Source organism: Streptomyces sp. KL116D (genome assembly GCF_030766975.1).
Taxonomy (GTDB): Bacteria; Actinomycetota; Actinomycetes; order Streptomycetales; family Streptomycetaceae; genus Streptomyces; species Streptomyces longispororuber_A.
In genome coordinates, this window is sequence record NZ_JASERH010000084.1 from 58,868 (window position 1) to 72,090 (window position 13,223).

The window sequence follows — 13,223 nt, forward strand, 5'->3', positions numbered from 1 at the left end:
GCGTCACACCCCCACGACGGTCCGCCCGCCGGCCAGTTCGAGCCGGGCTCCCCGGAACCGTGCCCGCATCCGCCGGTCATGGGTGACGACCACCAGCGCACCCTCGTACGAGGCGAGGGCCTCCTCGAGTTCCTCGACCAGCGCGGGCGCGAGGTGGTTGGTCGGCTCGTCCAGGAGCAGCAGGTCGACCGGTCGTGTGACGAGCCGTGCCAGTTCGATCCGCCGCCGCTGCCCGTACGACAACTCGCCGACCCGCAACCGCAGTTCGGCGGGCCGGAACAGGCCGAGCGAGAGCAGCTGTTCGCGCTGTTCCTCCCGGTCGCCCGGCCGGTCGTGGGCGAAGGCGCCGAGCACGCTGACGCCGGCGGGCCACGGCGTCTGGTGCTGGCGCAGGATGCCCACCCGGCCGGGCACCCGCACCGTGCCGCGCCGCGGTCGCACCTCGCCGGCCAGAATCCCGAGCAGCGTGGACTTGCCCGCCCCGTTGGGACCGGTGACGAGCAGCCGCCGGCCCGGATCGAGGCTCAGGTACGGCACGTCGAGGCGGCCGTCCAGGTGGACGTCGACGAGTTCGGCGGCGGGCCCGGCCACCGTGTCCCGGTCGGCGGCCGTGGCGACCGACGCCTCGAACACCAGTGGATCGGGCGGCAGTTGGGCCGGTGCGGCGGTGAGCCGGGCGACCCGCTCCTTGGCGTTGCGGATGCGGACCGTCGCGCCGTGGGTGCGGCCCCGCGCGCGGAACCCGCCGTGCCCGAAATTCGCCAGCGGCACCTTGCGCGGGATCGCGTCGAGGCGCTGCGCGTGGGACTCGGCGAGGTGGCGGTTGCGTGCGAGGTCGTCGCGCCACCGCTCGTACTCCTGGATGCGGCGGCTGCGTTCGGCGGCCTTCGCGGTGCGGTAGCCGGCGTAGCCGTCGCCGTAGCGGGTCACTCGTCCTTCTCCCACCTCCAGGACGGTGCTGGTCAGGTTCTCCAGGAACGTGCGGTCGTGGGTGACCGCGACGACGGTGCCGCGGTGTCCGCGCAGGTGTGCCTCCAGCCAGCCGACGGCCTGGTCGTCCAGGTCGTTGGTCGGTTCGTCGAGGAGCAGCAGTTCGGGCCGGGCGGCGAGCGTGCCGGCGAGTGCGAGCCGGGACCGCTCGCCGCCGGACAGCGAGCCGAGCCACCGGTCCCGCGCGAGGCCCGGCAGCCCGAGCCCGTGCAGCGCCATGTCGACGCGCGCCTCGGCCGCGTAGCCGTCGCGCGCTTCGTAGCGGGCGAGGTGACGCTCGTACGAGGCGAGGGCCGCGTCGAGACCGGCGCCCTCGGCCGACTGGAGCTGTCGCTCGTCGTGGCGCAACTGGGCCTCCAGTGCGCGCAGTTCGGCGAGCGCGAGGTCGACGGCGTCCTGCACCGTCGCGCCGGCGGGCAGGTCGAGTGCCTGCGCGAGATAGCCGGTGCCGCCGGGCGCGGAGACGGTGACCTCGCCGCTGTCCGGCCGCTCGTGGCCGGTCAGCAGCCTGAGCAGGGTGGACTTGCCGGACCCGTTGTCGCCGATCACGCCGACCTTCTCGCCGGGTTTCACGGAGAAGGAGACGCGGTCCAGGACGAGGTGGTCGTCGTAGCGCTTGGTCAGGTCGTGCACGGTGAGCTGGGCGGTACGGGTACGCAAGACAGGGCCCCCTCGGGGAGTGATGGACAGGTGGCGGTGCGCCTACCGCGGAGCGCGGCTCCACGCGGTGGCGCGTGCTGTCATCACAGAGTTCCCATGGGCAAGACGGTACGGGACGGTGCCGACAATCGCAAGACGATTCGTATCGTCTTGTTGGAGAGTGGGTGCTGTGAGGTTCGGACGGGTCAGGTACCAAGTAGGTACCATGAGGGGCATGCCGTCACTGAATGTGTCGTTCACGGATGAAGAGCTCGAGGCTGTGCGCGCCGCCGCGGCGGCCGAGGGCAAGAGCCTCAAGCAGTACCTGCACGACCTCGGCGTGCGCGAGATGGCCAGGAAGCGGTTCGTCGCCGGGGCCCTGGACCGCTACGAAGCGCTGCGGGGCGAGTTCGACGAGGCGTTCCCCGGCGAGATCCCGCCCGCCGAGCGCAAGAACGGGGCGAGCGCCGCCTGATGGTCCTGTACGTGGACGTGTCCTGGCTCCTGGACGTGCAGGAGCGCGCGGCCCTCGACGAGATGACCGTCGCCGACTACTCGGGGCTGGTCGCGGCCGTCGCCCGGCACCGGACCAGGACGCCGACACTGGAGGCGTCCGACCCCGACGCTTCGTGGCGAGCGGCCGCGCTGCTGCACACCATCGTCCGCCTCGAACCCCTGCCGTTCCGCAACTCCCTGTTCGCGGCCGTCATCGCGGCGCAGTACCTGCACGACTCGGGCGAAGGGATCGATCCGCCCTACGGCGCCCTGCCGGACCTCGTCCGCAAGGTCCGCGAGGAGCGGATGAGCGTCTACGCGGTGGCCGGGCAGCTGAGGGCCTGGCGGGTGTGAGCCCCGCGTCCCCGTGCGAACGCTCCGCCCCGCCGGGCGCAAGTAGGGGGTGAGACCGCCGCCCGGGCGGTCAAGGACAGGGGGGGTTCATGGATCCCGATCCCGATCCCGTTGCGGACGAGGATCTGCTCGTGCGGGCCGCCACGGAGCCGGCCGCGTTCGAGCCGCTGGTCGCGCGGCACTCCGTCGCGCTGCACGGCTATCTCGCACGACGGGCGCCGACCGCCGCCGACGACCTGCTGTCGGAGGTGTGGCTGCAGGCCTTCGCCCACCGGCACACCTTCGACGCGGCCCGCGGGGCGGCCCGCGCCTGGCTGTTCGGCGTGGCCCGCAACGTACTGGCCCGGCACTGGCAGCGGGCCGCCCGAGATCCGGGCCCGTCGGCCGAGGACGAGCCGTCCGGCAGCGACCCGTGGCAGGCGGTGGACCAGCGGCTCGACGCCCTGGCGGCCGGACCGCGGATCCACGCCGGGCTCGCCGAACTGCCCTCCGTGGAGCGGGAGTTGCTGCTCCTCGTCGCCTGGGAGGGGCTCACGCCCACCGAGGCCGCGGCCGTCGTCGGCATCCCCGCCGGCACCGCCCGCTCCCGGCTGCACCGGGCCCGCGCCCGGCTCCGGTCCCGCCTGTCCGACGGCACCCTCACCACCCTGACGGGAGAGCTCGCATGAGTGCGCAGCGACACGACGATGTGCTCGACTTCCCCGGCGCCGCGGAACTGGTCGCCGCCGGTCGTACCACCGCACCCGACCCGGCGGTCCTGGCCGCGGCACTGGCCGCGGTCCGCACCGCGATCGACACCGAGACCGCGAAGCCGCAGGGCCCGGCCGCCGCTGAACCCCGCGTGGTCGTTCCGCTGTACCGCCGGCGCCGCGTCCTCGCCTCCGCTGCGGCGGTCGCCGCGGTCGCCGCGGCGGCGATCATCGCCCCCGTGACCAGCATGGACGGTGGTGCGCCCGCCGCGAGCGCGGAGGCGGCGGCGTTCTTCGGCACGATGGCCGACAAGGCGGCCGGCGGCGCGGACGGCCCGTACTGGAAGATCACGGCGACCGAAGCGGCCCCGGGCACGGCGACCCGCACCCGGACCGTCTTCCTCGGCCCCGACGGACTGACCTCCGTCGAGAACGGCGAGAAGCTGGCCAAGCCGCAGCCGAACGGCATGACCTGGCGCGTCGGCGACCAGCGGCTGGACTGGAAGGGCCTGCGCGCTCTGCCCACCGACCCGTCCCGGCTCCGCGCCGAACTGGCCGCGGGGAAGGACGGAGCGGCAGCGGACGAACAGGTCGTGACCGAGGCCGGGCACCTGCTGTCGTTCAGCCCGGCCCGGGCCGAACTGCGCGCCGCGCTCTACCGGGTGATGGCGGACACCCCCGGCGCGGACATCCGCACCGGAGCGAGCGACGCGAAGGGCCGCAAGGGCACCGAGGTGACCTGGAAGTACACCAGCGCCGAAGGGCCCGGCATCGCCACCACCCCGCACTGGATCATCGACCCGGCGACGGGCGGGATCCTCGAGGAGAACCGCACGGCCGCCGAGTCCTACGACGGCTCGCACTGCCGGCCGTCGGACGGCGTGGACAAGGAGTGCACGCCGTCGCTCTCCAAGGGCGAGCTGACGAGCAGGCGGACGTTCCTCTTCAACGGCCCGGTCGCGGGCATCGGTTGACCCAGGACGCCCGGGGAACGAAGGGAGGGCCCGATCCTGTCGGGCCCTCCGGTCAGCCGACCGTCACACGCGGTCGGCCGCGATCAGGAGGTACTGGAACGAACCGTCCTGGTAGGAGTTGATGAACGCGTCCTCGATCCCGGTGACCAGCGACGACGTGGCCCGCAGCTCCCAGTAGGGCAGGGTGTCGGGGGTCAGGTCGATGACGGCCTGCGGCACGAGCCGGTTGTCCGCCATGGCGCGCAGGTACTCCCGGCGCGAGTGGATGTTGCACTCGAAGTGCGCGTTGATCTGGGACACCCACTTCGACGGCTGGCCGTACCGCGGGTTCCAGCAGCCGGTGATGGTCACGTAGCGACCGCCGACCCGCAGGATCCGGGAGTGCTCGGCCATCAGGTCGTCCAGGTCCACGTACATGCTCGACTCGTTGTTCCAGGAACCGGCGGCCTGCCCGGTCTCGAACGGCGTGTCGAGCATGTTGCAGACGCGGGCGCGGACGTGGTCCTCGATGCCGAGTTCGGCGGCGCGTCCGTTGGCGAAGTCGGCCTGCTTGGCCGACAGCGTGACTCCTTCGACCTTGCATCCGAAGCGCTGGTGCGCCATCACCATCGAACCGCCGCGGCCGCAGCCGGCGTCCACCAGGGTGTCGTCCCGCCCGATGGCGCCGAGGTGCCCCAGCAGGACGTCGGCCTGTGCCGACTCCAGCCGGTGCAGTTCGGCGATCAGTTTCTGCTCGTTCTGCCTGTCCCCGTCGCCGCCGAGGGCGGCGTGGTCCACCGCACCGATGCCGTAGTGGTGGTGGTAGAGACCGTCGACATCGCCGAGCCGCAGGTTCACGGGCCGGGCCTCCCCGTCCCAGTAGCGGGCGATGTCTCCCTGGTAGGGCGTGGCCGGGTTGGGGACGAGCGGGGAGCGACCGGTGCTGGGGGCGGTGAGTTCGGTGCTGGTCACAGATGGTTCCAATCTCTTACCAGAAGTCGGGCAGGCTGTAGCGGTAGGTGTTGTTCTGGTGCCAGTGGTGGTTGCCGTCGACCCACGCGGCCACGCCGCGCAGGAAGCGTTGGACGGTCGGGAGCGGGCAGTCGGCGGCGAGGGCGGCGGCCTCGGACTCGAAGCTGTGCATGAGGTCGTTGTGGACCTCGACCGACTTCAGGTAGGCGTCCCGTTCGCAGAGGCCTTCCCGTTCCGCGATCACGACCGGCAGGTTCAGGTGGGTGCCGGGGGAGTCGAGTTCCTTCGTGTACGAGTAGAGGTCGTTGACGATGGTCGTCGCGTTGCCCGCGAGCGCGATGACCTTCTGCATGGCCGGTTGGGCGTGCAGGTCCGCCGGCAGTTCGTAGCCGCCGACGGTGTCGGTGATGGTCGGGCAGGGGCGGAAGTTGTTGAACTGGCGCATCGCCAGGTACTCCCACACCTCGGGCACCTGGTCCAGCTGGGACCAGGCGGCCTCGGCCAGGTAGCCCAGGTGCAGCCGGGCCATGTCGTGCCGGAACCGGTCCGCCTGGGAGGGGCTGCCCGCCTGGACGAAGTACTCCATGGCGGAGCGGTACGCACGCCGGGGCGCGTCCGCGTGGAGCGACTTCGCCCAGTCCGGCTGGTACTCCTCGGTGGTGTGGAGGGGGTCGAGGGCGGTGTGCGCGAGGAGCAGGCGCTCGCCGAGGCCGATGGGGGAGCCGCCGTGGTCCTCGCAGTAGCAGTCGTCCACCGCGTTCTCCGCCACCATCAGGCGCGTGGCGATCATCAGGTGGTCGACGGTGGGCGCGTCCGGATGGCAGCCGACCATGTAACTGCCCACGGAGAAGCCGTCGAACTCCTCCTCCCAGTCGTCGGGATAGAGGGAGACCTCGTCCAGCGCCCAGGACTTGATGCGCCGGCTGACCTCCTCGACGCGCACCGGATCCGGGTCGGCCACCTGGTGGTAGTACAGGCCGGGGATCGGCCTGCCCTTCGGGGCGGTCGCCGGCGGTTCGGGCGCGGCCGGCCCGGGACCGGCCGGCGGTTCCTCCCGCAGGGTGAGGCGCAGGCCGGACGTGCCGATGCCGCTGGGGCCGCGCAGCACCCGCTCCAGGTCGGCGCTCGGCGCCGGGACGTCGGCCGCCGGACCTTCGAGGGGCGGCAGCGTGGGCTCGGGCACCGTGGGCGCGGCGGTCACGGAGGGGGCACCGGGCAGGCCGCCGGTGGCGGCAGTGATGTCGCAGGCGCGGGCCGCGGCATCGGTGAGGACCTGCGTGCCGAAGCGGGCGGCTGCTTCCGGCAGGCTCGATTGCGGCAGGCTCGCTTGCGGAGGTGTCGGATCGGGTGGTGGCATCCCTGACTCCTAGAGGGATCGAGAGGGGGTGGGTGCCCGGCGCGGTCCTTTCGGGCATGCGTGACCGGCCCGGGGACCGGGCGACGCACCACGCCGTGCGGACCGTGCGTACTACCTGGGCCAGTGGGAGATCTGCACGTTCTCCAGGACGCCGACCGCGTCCGGCACGAGGATGGCGGCGGAGTAGTAGGTGCTGACCAGGTACGAGGTGATCGCCTTCTCGTCGAGGCCCATGAAGCGCACCGAGAGTCCCGGCTCGTACTCGTCCGGCAGCCCGGTCTGCCGCAGACCGATGACGCCCTGGCTCTCCTCACCGGTACGCATGATGAGGATGGAGCTGGTCCGCTCCTTGGTGATGGGGATCTTGTTGCAGGGCAGGATCGGGACGCCGCGCCAGGCCGTGACCTGCCGGCCGCTCAGGTCGACGTTGTCCGGGTAGAGGCCGCGTGCGGTGAACTCCCGCCCGATGGCCGCGATCGTCCGGGGATGCGCGAGGTAGAACTTCGATCCGCGGCGGCGGGTGAGCAGTTCGTCCAGGTCGTCCGGCGTCGGCGGGCCGGAGTGGGGCTGGATGCGCTGCTTGAAGTCGGCGTTGTGGAGCAGTCCGAACTCGCGGTTGTTGATGAGCTCGTGCTCCTGGCGCTCGCGCAACGCCTCGATGGTCAGCCGGAGTTGTTCCTTGGTCTGGTTCATCGGCTGGTTGTAGAGGTCGGCGACCCTGGTGTGGACGCGCAGGATCGTCTGGGCGACGGAGAGTTCGTACTCGCGCGGCTTCTCCTCGTAGTCGACGAAGGCGCCGGGCAGTTCGTGCTCGCCGCGGTGGCCGGCCGACATGGCGATCTCCGCCTCGCCGCGGTGGTTCTGGCGCCGGCCCGCGCGGGACCTGAACTCCTCGATGTGGGCCCGCAGGTTCGGGGCCGAGGCCAGCACGGACGCGAAGTCGGCGCGGGACAGGGTGAGCAGGGTGCCGGCGGTTTCGGCGACCGCGGTGTGCTTCCAGCGGGCGCTCTCGTCCAGGAGGGCGTCGTCGCCGAACCGGTCGCCGTCGGCGAGGACGTCGAGGGCGATCTCGTCGCCGTACTCCCCGACGGAGAACTGGCTGACGCGGCCGTGGGCGATCAGGTGGAGCCGGTCGGCGGGCGCGCCGCGCTCGACGAGGGTCTCCCCGGCCCGGAAGTCGTGCTGCTCGCACCGGCCGGCGACGGCGGTGAGCACCTCGACGTCGTCGAAGCCCCGCAGCAGGGCCAGTTCGCCGAGCTCCCGGGGGATGACGCGGACCCGCGCGCCGTCCTGGACGAACTCCACGCTACCGTCGCCGACGGTGTACGTCAGGCGACGGTTCACCCGGTAGGTGCCGCCCGTGGTCTCCACCCAGGGGAGCATCCGCAGCAGCCAGCGGTCCGTGATCTCCTGCATCTGCGGGACGGACTTGGTGGTGGTGGAGAGGTTGCGGGCGGCCGCCGTGCCCAGGCTGGACTGTCGGGGCGGCTCCAGGCGAGCGTCCGGGGTGGAGTCAACGGTCATCTGGGAGGGCTCTCCTTGGTCGGGCTGCGGCGGGCGGGCCCGGACGTGATCGGGCAACGGGAGCAAATGCGGTGACAGGGACGGGATTTCGTCCGGATTTCGCAAGAACAGTAAGGGTCCGTCCGCCCGTCGGGCCAAGCGAAGTCGGTGACATTAACTCGATGCGATGATCACGGCCGCCCGATGTTTGCCCGGGCAACGGCGGAACTCGGCCCGCTTTTCGCGGTGCCGCCCGGGCGCCGGCCGGCGCGGCGGACCGTGAGGGTGGTCGAAGAGTCGTGGGACCCCCGAAGTGCCGTACGACCAGGGCTGTTGTGGGCGTGCGGCGCCCTCGTGAGCGCATGCCGGCCGCAGCCCGCCGGCCGCGTGACGCACGGCCGCTCGCACGGAGGTGCGTCGAATTCCGGACAGGGGTCGGCTCGGCGGCCGTTGCGTCGCCTCCCGGTGGAAGCCTTGCCTCCCGTTCAGCGCGCCCGCGCGGTCGACTCCAGAACCGCCGTCAGGAACCGTCGCACCGTCGCCAGTTCCGCTTCCTCGAACCCTTCCGCGGCCCGCACCAGCTCACCGATGACCGGCCCGAAGAAGGTCTCGCCGAGCACCGTGGCCTTCTCCTCCACCTCCAGCAGCACGCGTCGCCGATCGGCGGCGTCCTTGCTGCGCCGGACGAGCCCGAGCCGCTCCAGCCGGTCCACCAGGGCGGTGGTCCCCGCGGAGTTCAGCCGCAGCTGCCCGCCGAGCCAACCGGGTGTGGCCCGGGTGCCGGACCGGGCGGCGTCCAGGAGGTGGATCAGGGCGCGCACGTCGGTGGGGTGCAGTCCGTGGCGCGCGGCGAACTCGGCGCCGAGCAGGTCGAATTCCACGGTGACCGCGCGCAGCAGGTGCACCAGACCCATCTCCGTGCTTTCGGCATCCATACCCGCTCCGCTCCCTCGGTCCTTGCGTACTATCTCGCTGAACGAGATTATCGCCCAGCGAGAGGAATGCGCGATGTCCCCGTCCGCCTTCGACCTTGCCTATGACGCGCTGCGCGCCCGCTGGCCGGAGTCCACCGAGGAACGCGACGTCAAGACGCCGTTCGGATCCGCCCGGGTGCATACGTACGGTCCGCAGGACGGCAGCCCGCTGGTGCTCCTGCCCGGCGGCTCGGCGACCGGCCTCTCGTGGTTCGCCAACGCCCCCGCACTCGGTGAGCGGCACCGGGTCCATGCCGTGGATCTGGTCGGCGACGCGGGCCGGTCCGGGCGCCAGGGAACCCCGCTGAAGAACGCCGACGACCTCATGGCCTGGCTCGACGCGCTGCTGGACGGACTCGGCATCGCCCGCACCCACCTGTGCGGCCACTCCTACGGTGCCTGGCTCGCCACCCGATACGCCCTCCACGCACCCCGGCGGGTCGACCGCCTCGCCCTCGTCGACCCCACCCAGGTCTTCGCCGGATTCCGCCCCGGCTACCTGCTGCGCGCCCTGCCCTCCCTGATCCGGCCGAGCGAGGACCGCGCCCGCGCCTTCCTGGCCTGGGAGACCGCGGGCACCCGCCCCGACGAGACGTGGCAGCGCCTCTACGCGCTGGCCACCACGGTTCCCGGCCGGAAGTTCGTCACCGGCGGCCGCCCCCGGGCCGCCGACCTGCGCATGCCGGCCTTGGTCCTGGTCGCGGCACGCAGCCGCGCCCACCGCGCCGCCCAGGTCGCCGAACGGGCTCGCCGGACGCTTCCGCGGGGCGAGGTGACCCTCCTGCCCGACGCCACCCACCACTCCCTGCCGCACACCGCGCCGGAGCGGCTGAACGAGCGGCTCCTCGACTTCCTGGACCGACCGCTCCAGGCGAATGAGGGACGCACCGGCGGGCAGGGCTGAGTTCCTCATCCCAGGGCGTGCACGGTCGCCGTCGCGAAGACCACGGTCACCCAGGTCCACAGCACGGCGAGCGCGCCGTGGCCGGCCGTGCGCAGCCGGTCGCCGCGCCACAGCCGCGGGGAGAAGTAGGCGAACTGCATGATCCAGCGCAGGCCCCAGAACAGTGTCTGGGCGCCCAGCAAGAACGTCGGCAGGGGAGCGCCGGTGAGGAGGGCCGGGGCGAACGCGAGGGGGAGCGTGCCGAGCAGCGCGCAGGTCAGGGCGATGAAGAAGAGGTGGGCGTAGGAGACCTGGCGGGTCAGCAGGCTGCTGGCGCGCAGGTCGGCGGGCCAGCCCAGGATGCGCGGCAGCACGGCGTGCACCAGTCCCATGACGATGAGGGCGACGCCGACGAGCCGCAACTGGCCGGTGAGGCTGAGGAGTTCCGTCATGCTCACCCCTTGGTGAAGGCGAACGCCGTGACCAGGCGGGCGAGTCGGCGCTCGGCCGATCGGCGCAGTCCGGTGTGCGCGGCGAGTCGCAGCCACTCCGCCCGGGGCAGGAAGTGCCAGGCGCCGGGTCCGAACGCGGCCGTGTTCGCGGCGTCCCTGAGGTGTTCGGCGACGAGCAGGGTGCCGCCGGGGCGCAGCACCCGGGCGCACTCGGCGAACAGCTTCTCCCGGTCCCGGGCCCGGCGCAGTTCGTGTGCGGCGAAGACCAGCAGGACGGCGTCCGTCCCGGCCGAGGGAAGCGGCAGCGCGCCGGGGCGGCCCGCCACGGCATGGGCGGGCGGCGGCACGCGGCGCCGGGCGCGCCGTATCGAGCGTTCGTCGGTGAGCGTCGGGTCGTACAGGTCGACGGCGGACTGCCGGGCGGCCGGCCAGCGTGCGGCGAGCGAAGCGCTCACCTCGTCGAGCCCGCAGCTCACCACCAGGTACGAGGACGGTGTGCGGGGCAGCAGCGCCGCGAGCCAGTCGTAGGTGTACAGGTCGGAGCGGTCGTACACGTACCAGCTCGCCGCCGTCGCCGTGCCGAGGAGAGCGAGCGCCGTCGCGGATCCGATCCGGGCGAAGTGGCGTACGGGCCGGGGAAGCCGTCGGGCGACGACGCCGGCGGTGACCGCCGTGGCCAGCCCCGCCGCGTACTGCGGCCAGTTGTAGGCGATCACGTCGCGGGCGCCCGAGTGCCGCTGCTCCGGCGTCATCGCACGCCCCCGCTCTGCGTGCGGCGCACACCGCGGTGCCAGCCGTAGTCGACGTCCGCGACGTGGAAGGCGTTGGCGAGCACGGGATCGGTCCCGGCGAGCGGGCCGTGGTCGAAGAACGTCAGACGGCGCACGTCGACGGAGACGGGCTGCGGATCCCACTGCGTGCGGAACGCCTTGACGACGATCACGGAGCGGGTCTGCGGCTCGTACTCGAAGGTGTACGGCAGCGGCCCGGCGAAGCGGCGTGCCGCGCGCGCGTCGGCGAACGGGCTGTGCGGCGGCAGCGGTGCCGGGGCGGTGCGCAGATCGGCGGCCACCTCCAGGTCGGCGTGCCCGTCGCCGCTGTCGACCCGGAACTCCAACGTGCCGTCCGTGACGCGTGAACCGATGTGTGCCAGGCGGTAGTTGTAACGGGTGAGCAGGTTCCCGCCCCACCGCATGAGGCGGGTGTCGGTGTCGCTGCGCAGGATGCGCAGCCCGCGCATGGTGCGACCGCCGGGGGTGCGGAAGCGGGTGAAGACGCGGTAGCCGGTCAGCAGGAAGTCGCGGCCGAGGCGGGCGGGCAGGCCGGCCGGGCGCAGGGAGCGGGTGTCGACGAGGGCGGCGGCCACGAAGCCGTACTCCACGTCGTGTTCGCCGGCCCGGTACGTGTCGAGGTCGAGGCCGGGAGGGACGAGCGGGCGCAGCACCGGTGCGGGCAGGGCGTAGGTGAGGACGAGTGAGTGCGCGAAGTACGTGCGCATGGCTATTGGGTGACGCTGTATCAGGTACCGGGGGTCTCTCACGGTTCGATCCTTCTGTCGTCGGTGCCTTGCGGGTCCGCGCCCACGCGGACCACGCGGACGACGCCCCACAGTGCGGAGCGGTCCTGACCCGCCCAGCCGGGCCCGGCCGGTCCGGGTTCCCGGAAACTCCGCAGGATGACGGTGCCGCCGGGGCGCAGGGCGTGACGGACGGCGGTGCGCAGGCGACGGGCGAAGGCGGGGCCCGGGCCGTCGAGCACGTTCGAGAGGAACACGGCGTCGAAGCCGGCGCGGGGCGAGCCTTCGAGGACGTCCACCACGTCGCCCTGGAGCAGGCGGACGTCCGGCGCGAACAGGCCGTCCGATTCGGGGAGTTCGGTGTCGGCCAGTAGGCGCGCCATCCAGGGGTTGGTGAGGTTGGGGTGCTGGGTGACGGTCCGTTCCAGGCGCCGCAGCAGCACCTCGTCGAAGCGCGCGGGGACCACTCCCGCGAACGACGGGCGCAGGGCCGCGGCGAGTGCGCCGCCCGGTCGCAGGGCGAGCGTGAGCATCCGGCGCAGGCCGGGGCCGTCCAGCTCGGCGTGCCAGCGGCGGGCCTGCTCCGCCGGATCGTCCAAGGCGCAGAAGGCGCGCAGGGCAGGCGCGCGCCAGGCCGGCAGCAGGGCGCCGAGCGCGCCCCGGCCCAGGCGCATCAGCCGTTCCGCGGTGCCGTCCGTGGTCGGGCCGCCCGCGAGTCGGCTGCGCGCGTAGGCGAGTTGGACCGGATTGACGTCCACGGCCGTGACGTCGTGGCCGGCCCGGTGCAGGGCGGCGGCGGTGTCGCCGGCGGAGGCGATGCACAGCACCCGGGCCCCCGATGCGGGCAGGACGCCCAGCTCGATGCCGTGGTCCTCGTACATCCGCCCGAACAGGAGGCGCGGGCCGCCGGATCCGCTGATGATCCGGCCGCGGGCCCAGGGAGTGCCGCTCACCGGGCCGCCCTCCGCGGCGACATCCACGTCACCGTCCAGATCAGGGCGACGAAGGCCAGGTTCTGCGTGAGCAGCCGTCCGGGCTCGTCGATCTGATCGGGGCTGAACAGCAGGCCGCCCGCGTTGAACCCGACCACGAGCAGCGTCTGCACGACGGCCGCGGCCCGCACCTGCCGCCCGGTCAACACCCAGACGCCGATGGCGACTTCGGCGAGTCCGACGGCCACCAGCGCCGTCGTCACCGCCCAGGCGGGCAGGAACGGCACGTCTCCCACGATGGCCCGCTGGTCCGCGCGTCCCGGCCAGACCTTGCACCACCCGCCTTCGTAGAACCACACCAGGGCAACCGCCCCGCGAGCCGCCACCCCGTGCAACTGCCCGGGCAGTTGCCGACGCTGCTGGATCTCGGCCACACCACTCATGCGCACCCCACCACCGATCCGCTAAATTGAACGCGTTCAAGAAGAGCATACTGATCGCGAGCATGGGAGAT

The 13,223-nt window shown here is 72.7% G+C and carries 15 protein-coding genes; 5 read left to right on the top strand and 10 right to left on the bottom strand.

Annotated elements, in window-relative coordinates; translation table 11 throughout:
• Nucleotides 1–3: 3 nt before the first annotated feature.
• Nucleotides 4–1,650, bottom strand: coding sequence for a TlrC/CarA/OleB/SrmB family ABC-F type ribosomal protection protein (locus RBJ77_RS32225; protein ID WP_372348202.1), 1,647 nt, complete (start codon nt 1,648–1,650; stop codon nt 4–6).
• A gap of 214 nt (nt 1,651–1,864) precedes the next feature.
• On the opposite strand from RBJ77_RS32225, the gene RBJ77_RS32230 reads away from it, so the two are divergent.
• From RBJ77_RS32230 to RBJ77_RS32245, 4 genes are all read left to right on the top strand, one after another.
• Entirely contained in the window at nt 1,865–2,104 is a 240-nt protein-coding gene (locus tag RBJ77_RS32230; protein ID WP_372348203.1) for a hypothetical protein, read from the top strand.
• Nucleotides 2,104–2,478 carry a toxin Doc gene (locus tag RBJ77_RS32235; protein WP_372348204.1) on the top strand — a complete coding sequence of 125 codons (375 nt, stop codon included), beginning with the start codon at nt 2,104–2,106 and terminating at the stop codon, nt 2,476–2,478. Before RBJ77_RS32230 ends, RBJ77_RS32235 begins: the two co-directional genes overlap by 1 nt.
• Nucleotides 2,479–2,567: 89 nt before the next feature.
• The gene (locus RBJ77_RS32240) at nt 2,568–3,146 is read left to right on the top strand and encodes an RNA polymerase sigma factor (RefSeq protein ID WP_372348205.1); all 579 of its coding nucleotides are present in this window, start codon (nt 2,568–2,570) and stop codon (nt 3,144–3,146) included.
• Complete coding sequence (locus RBJ77_RS32245) at nt 3,143–4,141, top strand: hypothetical protein (protein WP_372348206.1); 999 nt, start codon at nt 3,143–3,145, stop codon at nt 4,139–4,141. Before RBJ77_RS32240 ends, RBJ77_RS32245 begins: the two co-directional genes overlap by 4 nt.
• 63 nt (nt 4,142–4,204) lie before the next feature.
• Here the strand turns inward: RBJ77_RS32245 and RBJ77_RS32250 are convergent, their stop codons facing one another.
• The 4 genes from RBJ77_RS32250 to RBJ77_RS32265 all read right to left on the bottom strand — a co-directional run bounded on the left by RBJ77_RS32250 (nt 4,205) and on the right by RBJ77_RS32265 (nt 8,887).
• Nucleotides 4,205–5,092: a geranyl diphosphate 2-C-methyltransferase gene (locus tag RBJ77_RS32250; protein ID WP_372348207.1), complete on the bottom strand. Its 888-nt coding sequence runs from the start codon at nt 5,090–5,092 to the stop codon at nt 4,205–4,207.
• A 16-nt stretch (nt 5,093–5,108) separates the two neighbouring features.
• A complete protein-coding gene (locus RBJ77_RS32255) occupies nt 5,109–6,449 on the bottom strand; it encodes a family 2 encapsulin nanocompartment cargo protein terpene cyclase (RefSeq protein ID WP_372348208.1) in 1,341 nt (446 codons plus the stop codon).
• A 111-nt stretch (nt 6,450–6,560) separates the two neighbouring features.
• Nucleotides 6,561–7,973, bottom strand: a complete 1,413-nt coding sequence (locus RBJ77_RS32260) for a family 2B encapsulin nanocompartment shell protein (RefSeq protein ID WP_372348209.1) — start codon at nt 7,971–7,973, stop codon at nt 6,561–6,563.
• Between the two features lie 464 nt (nt 7,974–8,437).
• Complete coding sequence (locus RBJ77_RS32265) at nt 8,438–8,887, bottom strand: MarR family winged helix-turn-helix transcriptional regulator (protein ID WP_372348210.1); 450 nt, start codon at nt 8,885–8,887, stop codon at nt 8,438–8,440.
• Nucleotides 8,888–8,960: 73 nt separating this feature from the next.
• On the opposite strand from RBJ77_RS32265, the gene RBJ77_RS32270 reads away from it, so the two are divergent.
• Entirely contained in the window at nt 8,961–9,830 is an 870-nt protein-coding gene (locus tag RBJ77_RS32270) for an alpha/beta fold hydrolase (RefSeq protein WP_372348211.1), read from the top strand.
• A gap of 5 nt (nt 9,831–9,835) precedes the next feature.
• Here RBJ77_RS32270 and RBJ77_RS32275 read toward each other — a convergent pair whose 3' ends face one another.
• From RBJ77_RS32275 to RBJ77_RS32295, 5 genes are read right to left on the bottom strand one after another with little or no spacing between them, the layout of a single operon-like run.
• Nucleotides 9,836–10,261, bottom strand: coding sequence for a hypothetical protein (locus RBJ77_RS32275; protein WP_372348212.1), 426 nt, complete (start codon nt 10,259–10,261; stop codon nt 9,836–9,838).
• Between the two features lie 2 nt (nt 10,262–10,263).
• A complete protein-coding gene (locus tag RBJ77_RS32280; RefSeq protein ID WP_372348213.1) occupies nt 10,264–11,013 on the bottom strand; it encodes a class I SAM-dependent methyltransferase in 750 nt (249 codons plus the stop codon).
• On the bottom strand, nt 11,010–11,759 hold the full coding sequence (locus RBJ77_RS32285) for a DUF2071 domain-containing protein (RefSeq protein WP_372348214.1): 750 nt from the start codon (nt 11,757–11,759) through the stop codon (nt 11,010–11,012). Before RBJ77_RS32285 ends, RBJ77_RS32280 begins: the two co-directional genes overlap by 4 nt.
• A gap of 38 nt (nt 11,760–11,797) precedes the next feature.
• Nucleotides 11,798–12,757, bottom strand: a complete 960-nt coding sequence (locus tag RBJ77_RS32290; RefSeq protein ID WP_372348215.1) for a hypothetical protein — start codon at nt 12,755–12,757, stop codon at nt 11,798–11,800.
• Nucleotides 12,727–13,152 (bottom strand): DoxX-like family protein, encoded by a 426-nt coding sequence (locus RBJ77_RS32295; protein ID WP_372348216.1) that lies wholly within the window; start codon nt 13,150–13,152, stop codon nt 12,727–12,729. The genes RBJ77_RS32290 and RBJ77_RS32295 overlap by 31 nt, the downstream gene beginning before the upstream one ends.
• Between the last annotated feature and the right edge of the window lie 71 nt (nt 13,153–13,223).

Coding starts and splice junctions, on each gene's coding strand:
- RBJ77_RS32235 (WP_372348204.1), top strand. CDS start 2,104: ATGGTCCTGTACGTGGACGTGTCCTGGCTCCTGGACGTGCAGGAGCGC.
- RBJ77_RS32240 (WP_372348205.1), top strand. CDS start 2,568: ATGGATCCCGATCCCGATCCCGTTGCGGACGAGGATCTGCTCGTGCGG.
- RBJ77_RS32265 (WP_372348210.1), bottom strand. CDS start 8,887: ATGGATGCCGAAAGCACGGAGATGGGTCTGGTGCACCTGCTGCGCGCG.
- RBJ77_RS32295 (WP_372348216.1), bottom strand. CDS start 13,152: ATGAGTGGTGTGGCCGAGATCCAGCAGCGTCGGCAACTGCCCGGGCAG.
- RBJ77_RS32245 (WP_372348206.1), top strand. CDS start 3,143: ATGAGTGCGCAGCGACACGACGATGTGCTCGACTTCCCCGGCGCCGCG.
- RBJ77_RS32280 (WP_372348213.1), bottom strand. CDS start 11,013: ATGACGCCGGAGCAGCGGCACTCGGGCGCCCGCGACGTGATCGCCTAC.
- RBJ77_RS32260 (WP_372348209.1), bottom strand. CDS start 7,973: ATGACCGTTGACTCCACCCCGGACGCTCGCCTGGAGCCGCCCCGACAG.
- RBJ77_RS32270 (WP_372348211.1), top strand. CDS start 8,961: ATGTCCCCGTCCGCCTTCGACCTTGCCTATGACGCGCTGCGCGCCCGC.
- RBJ77_RS32275 (WP_372348212.1), bottom strand. CDS start 10,261: ATGACGGAACTCCTCAGCCTCACCGGCCAGTTGCGGCTCGTCGGCGTC.
- RBJ77_RS32255 (WP_372348208.1), bottom strand. CDS start 6,449: ATGCCACCACCCGATCCGACACCTCCGCAAGCGAGCCTGCCGCAATCG.
- RBJ77_RS32285 (WP_372348214.1), bottom strand. CDS start 11,759: ATGCGCACGTACTTCGCGCACTCACTCGTCCTCACCTACGCCCTGCCC.
- RBJ77_RS32230 (WP_372348203.1), top strand. CDS start 1,865: ATGCCGTCACTGAATGTGTCGTTCACGGATGAAGAGCTCGAGGCTGTG.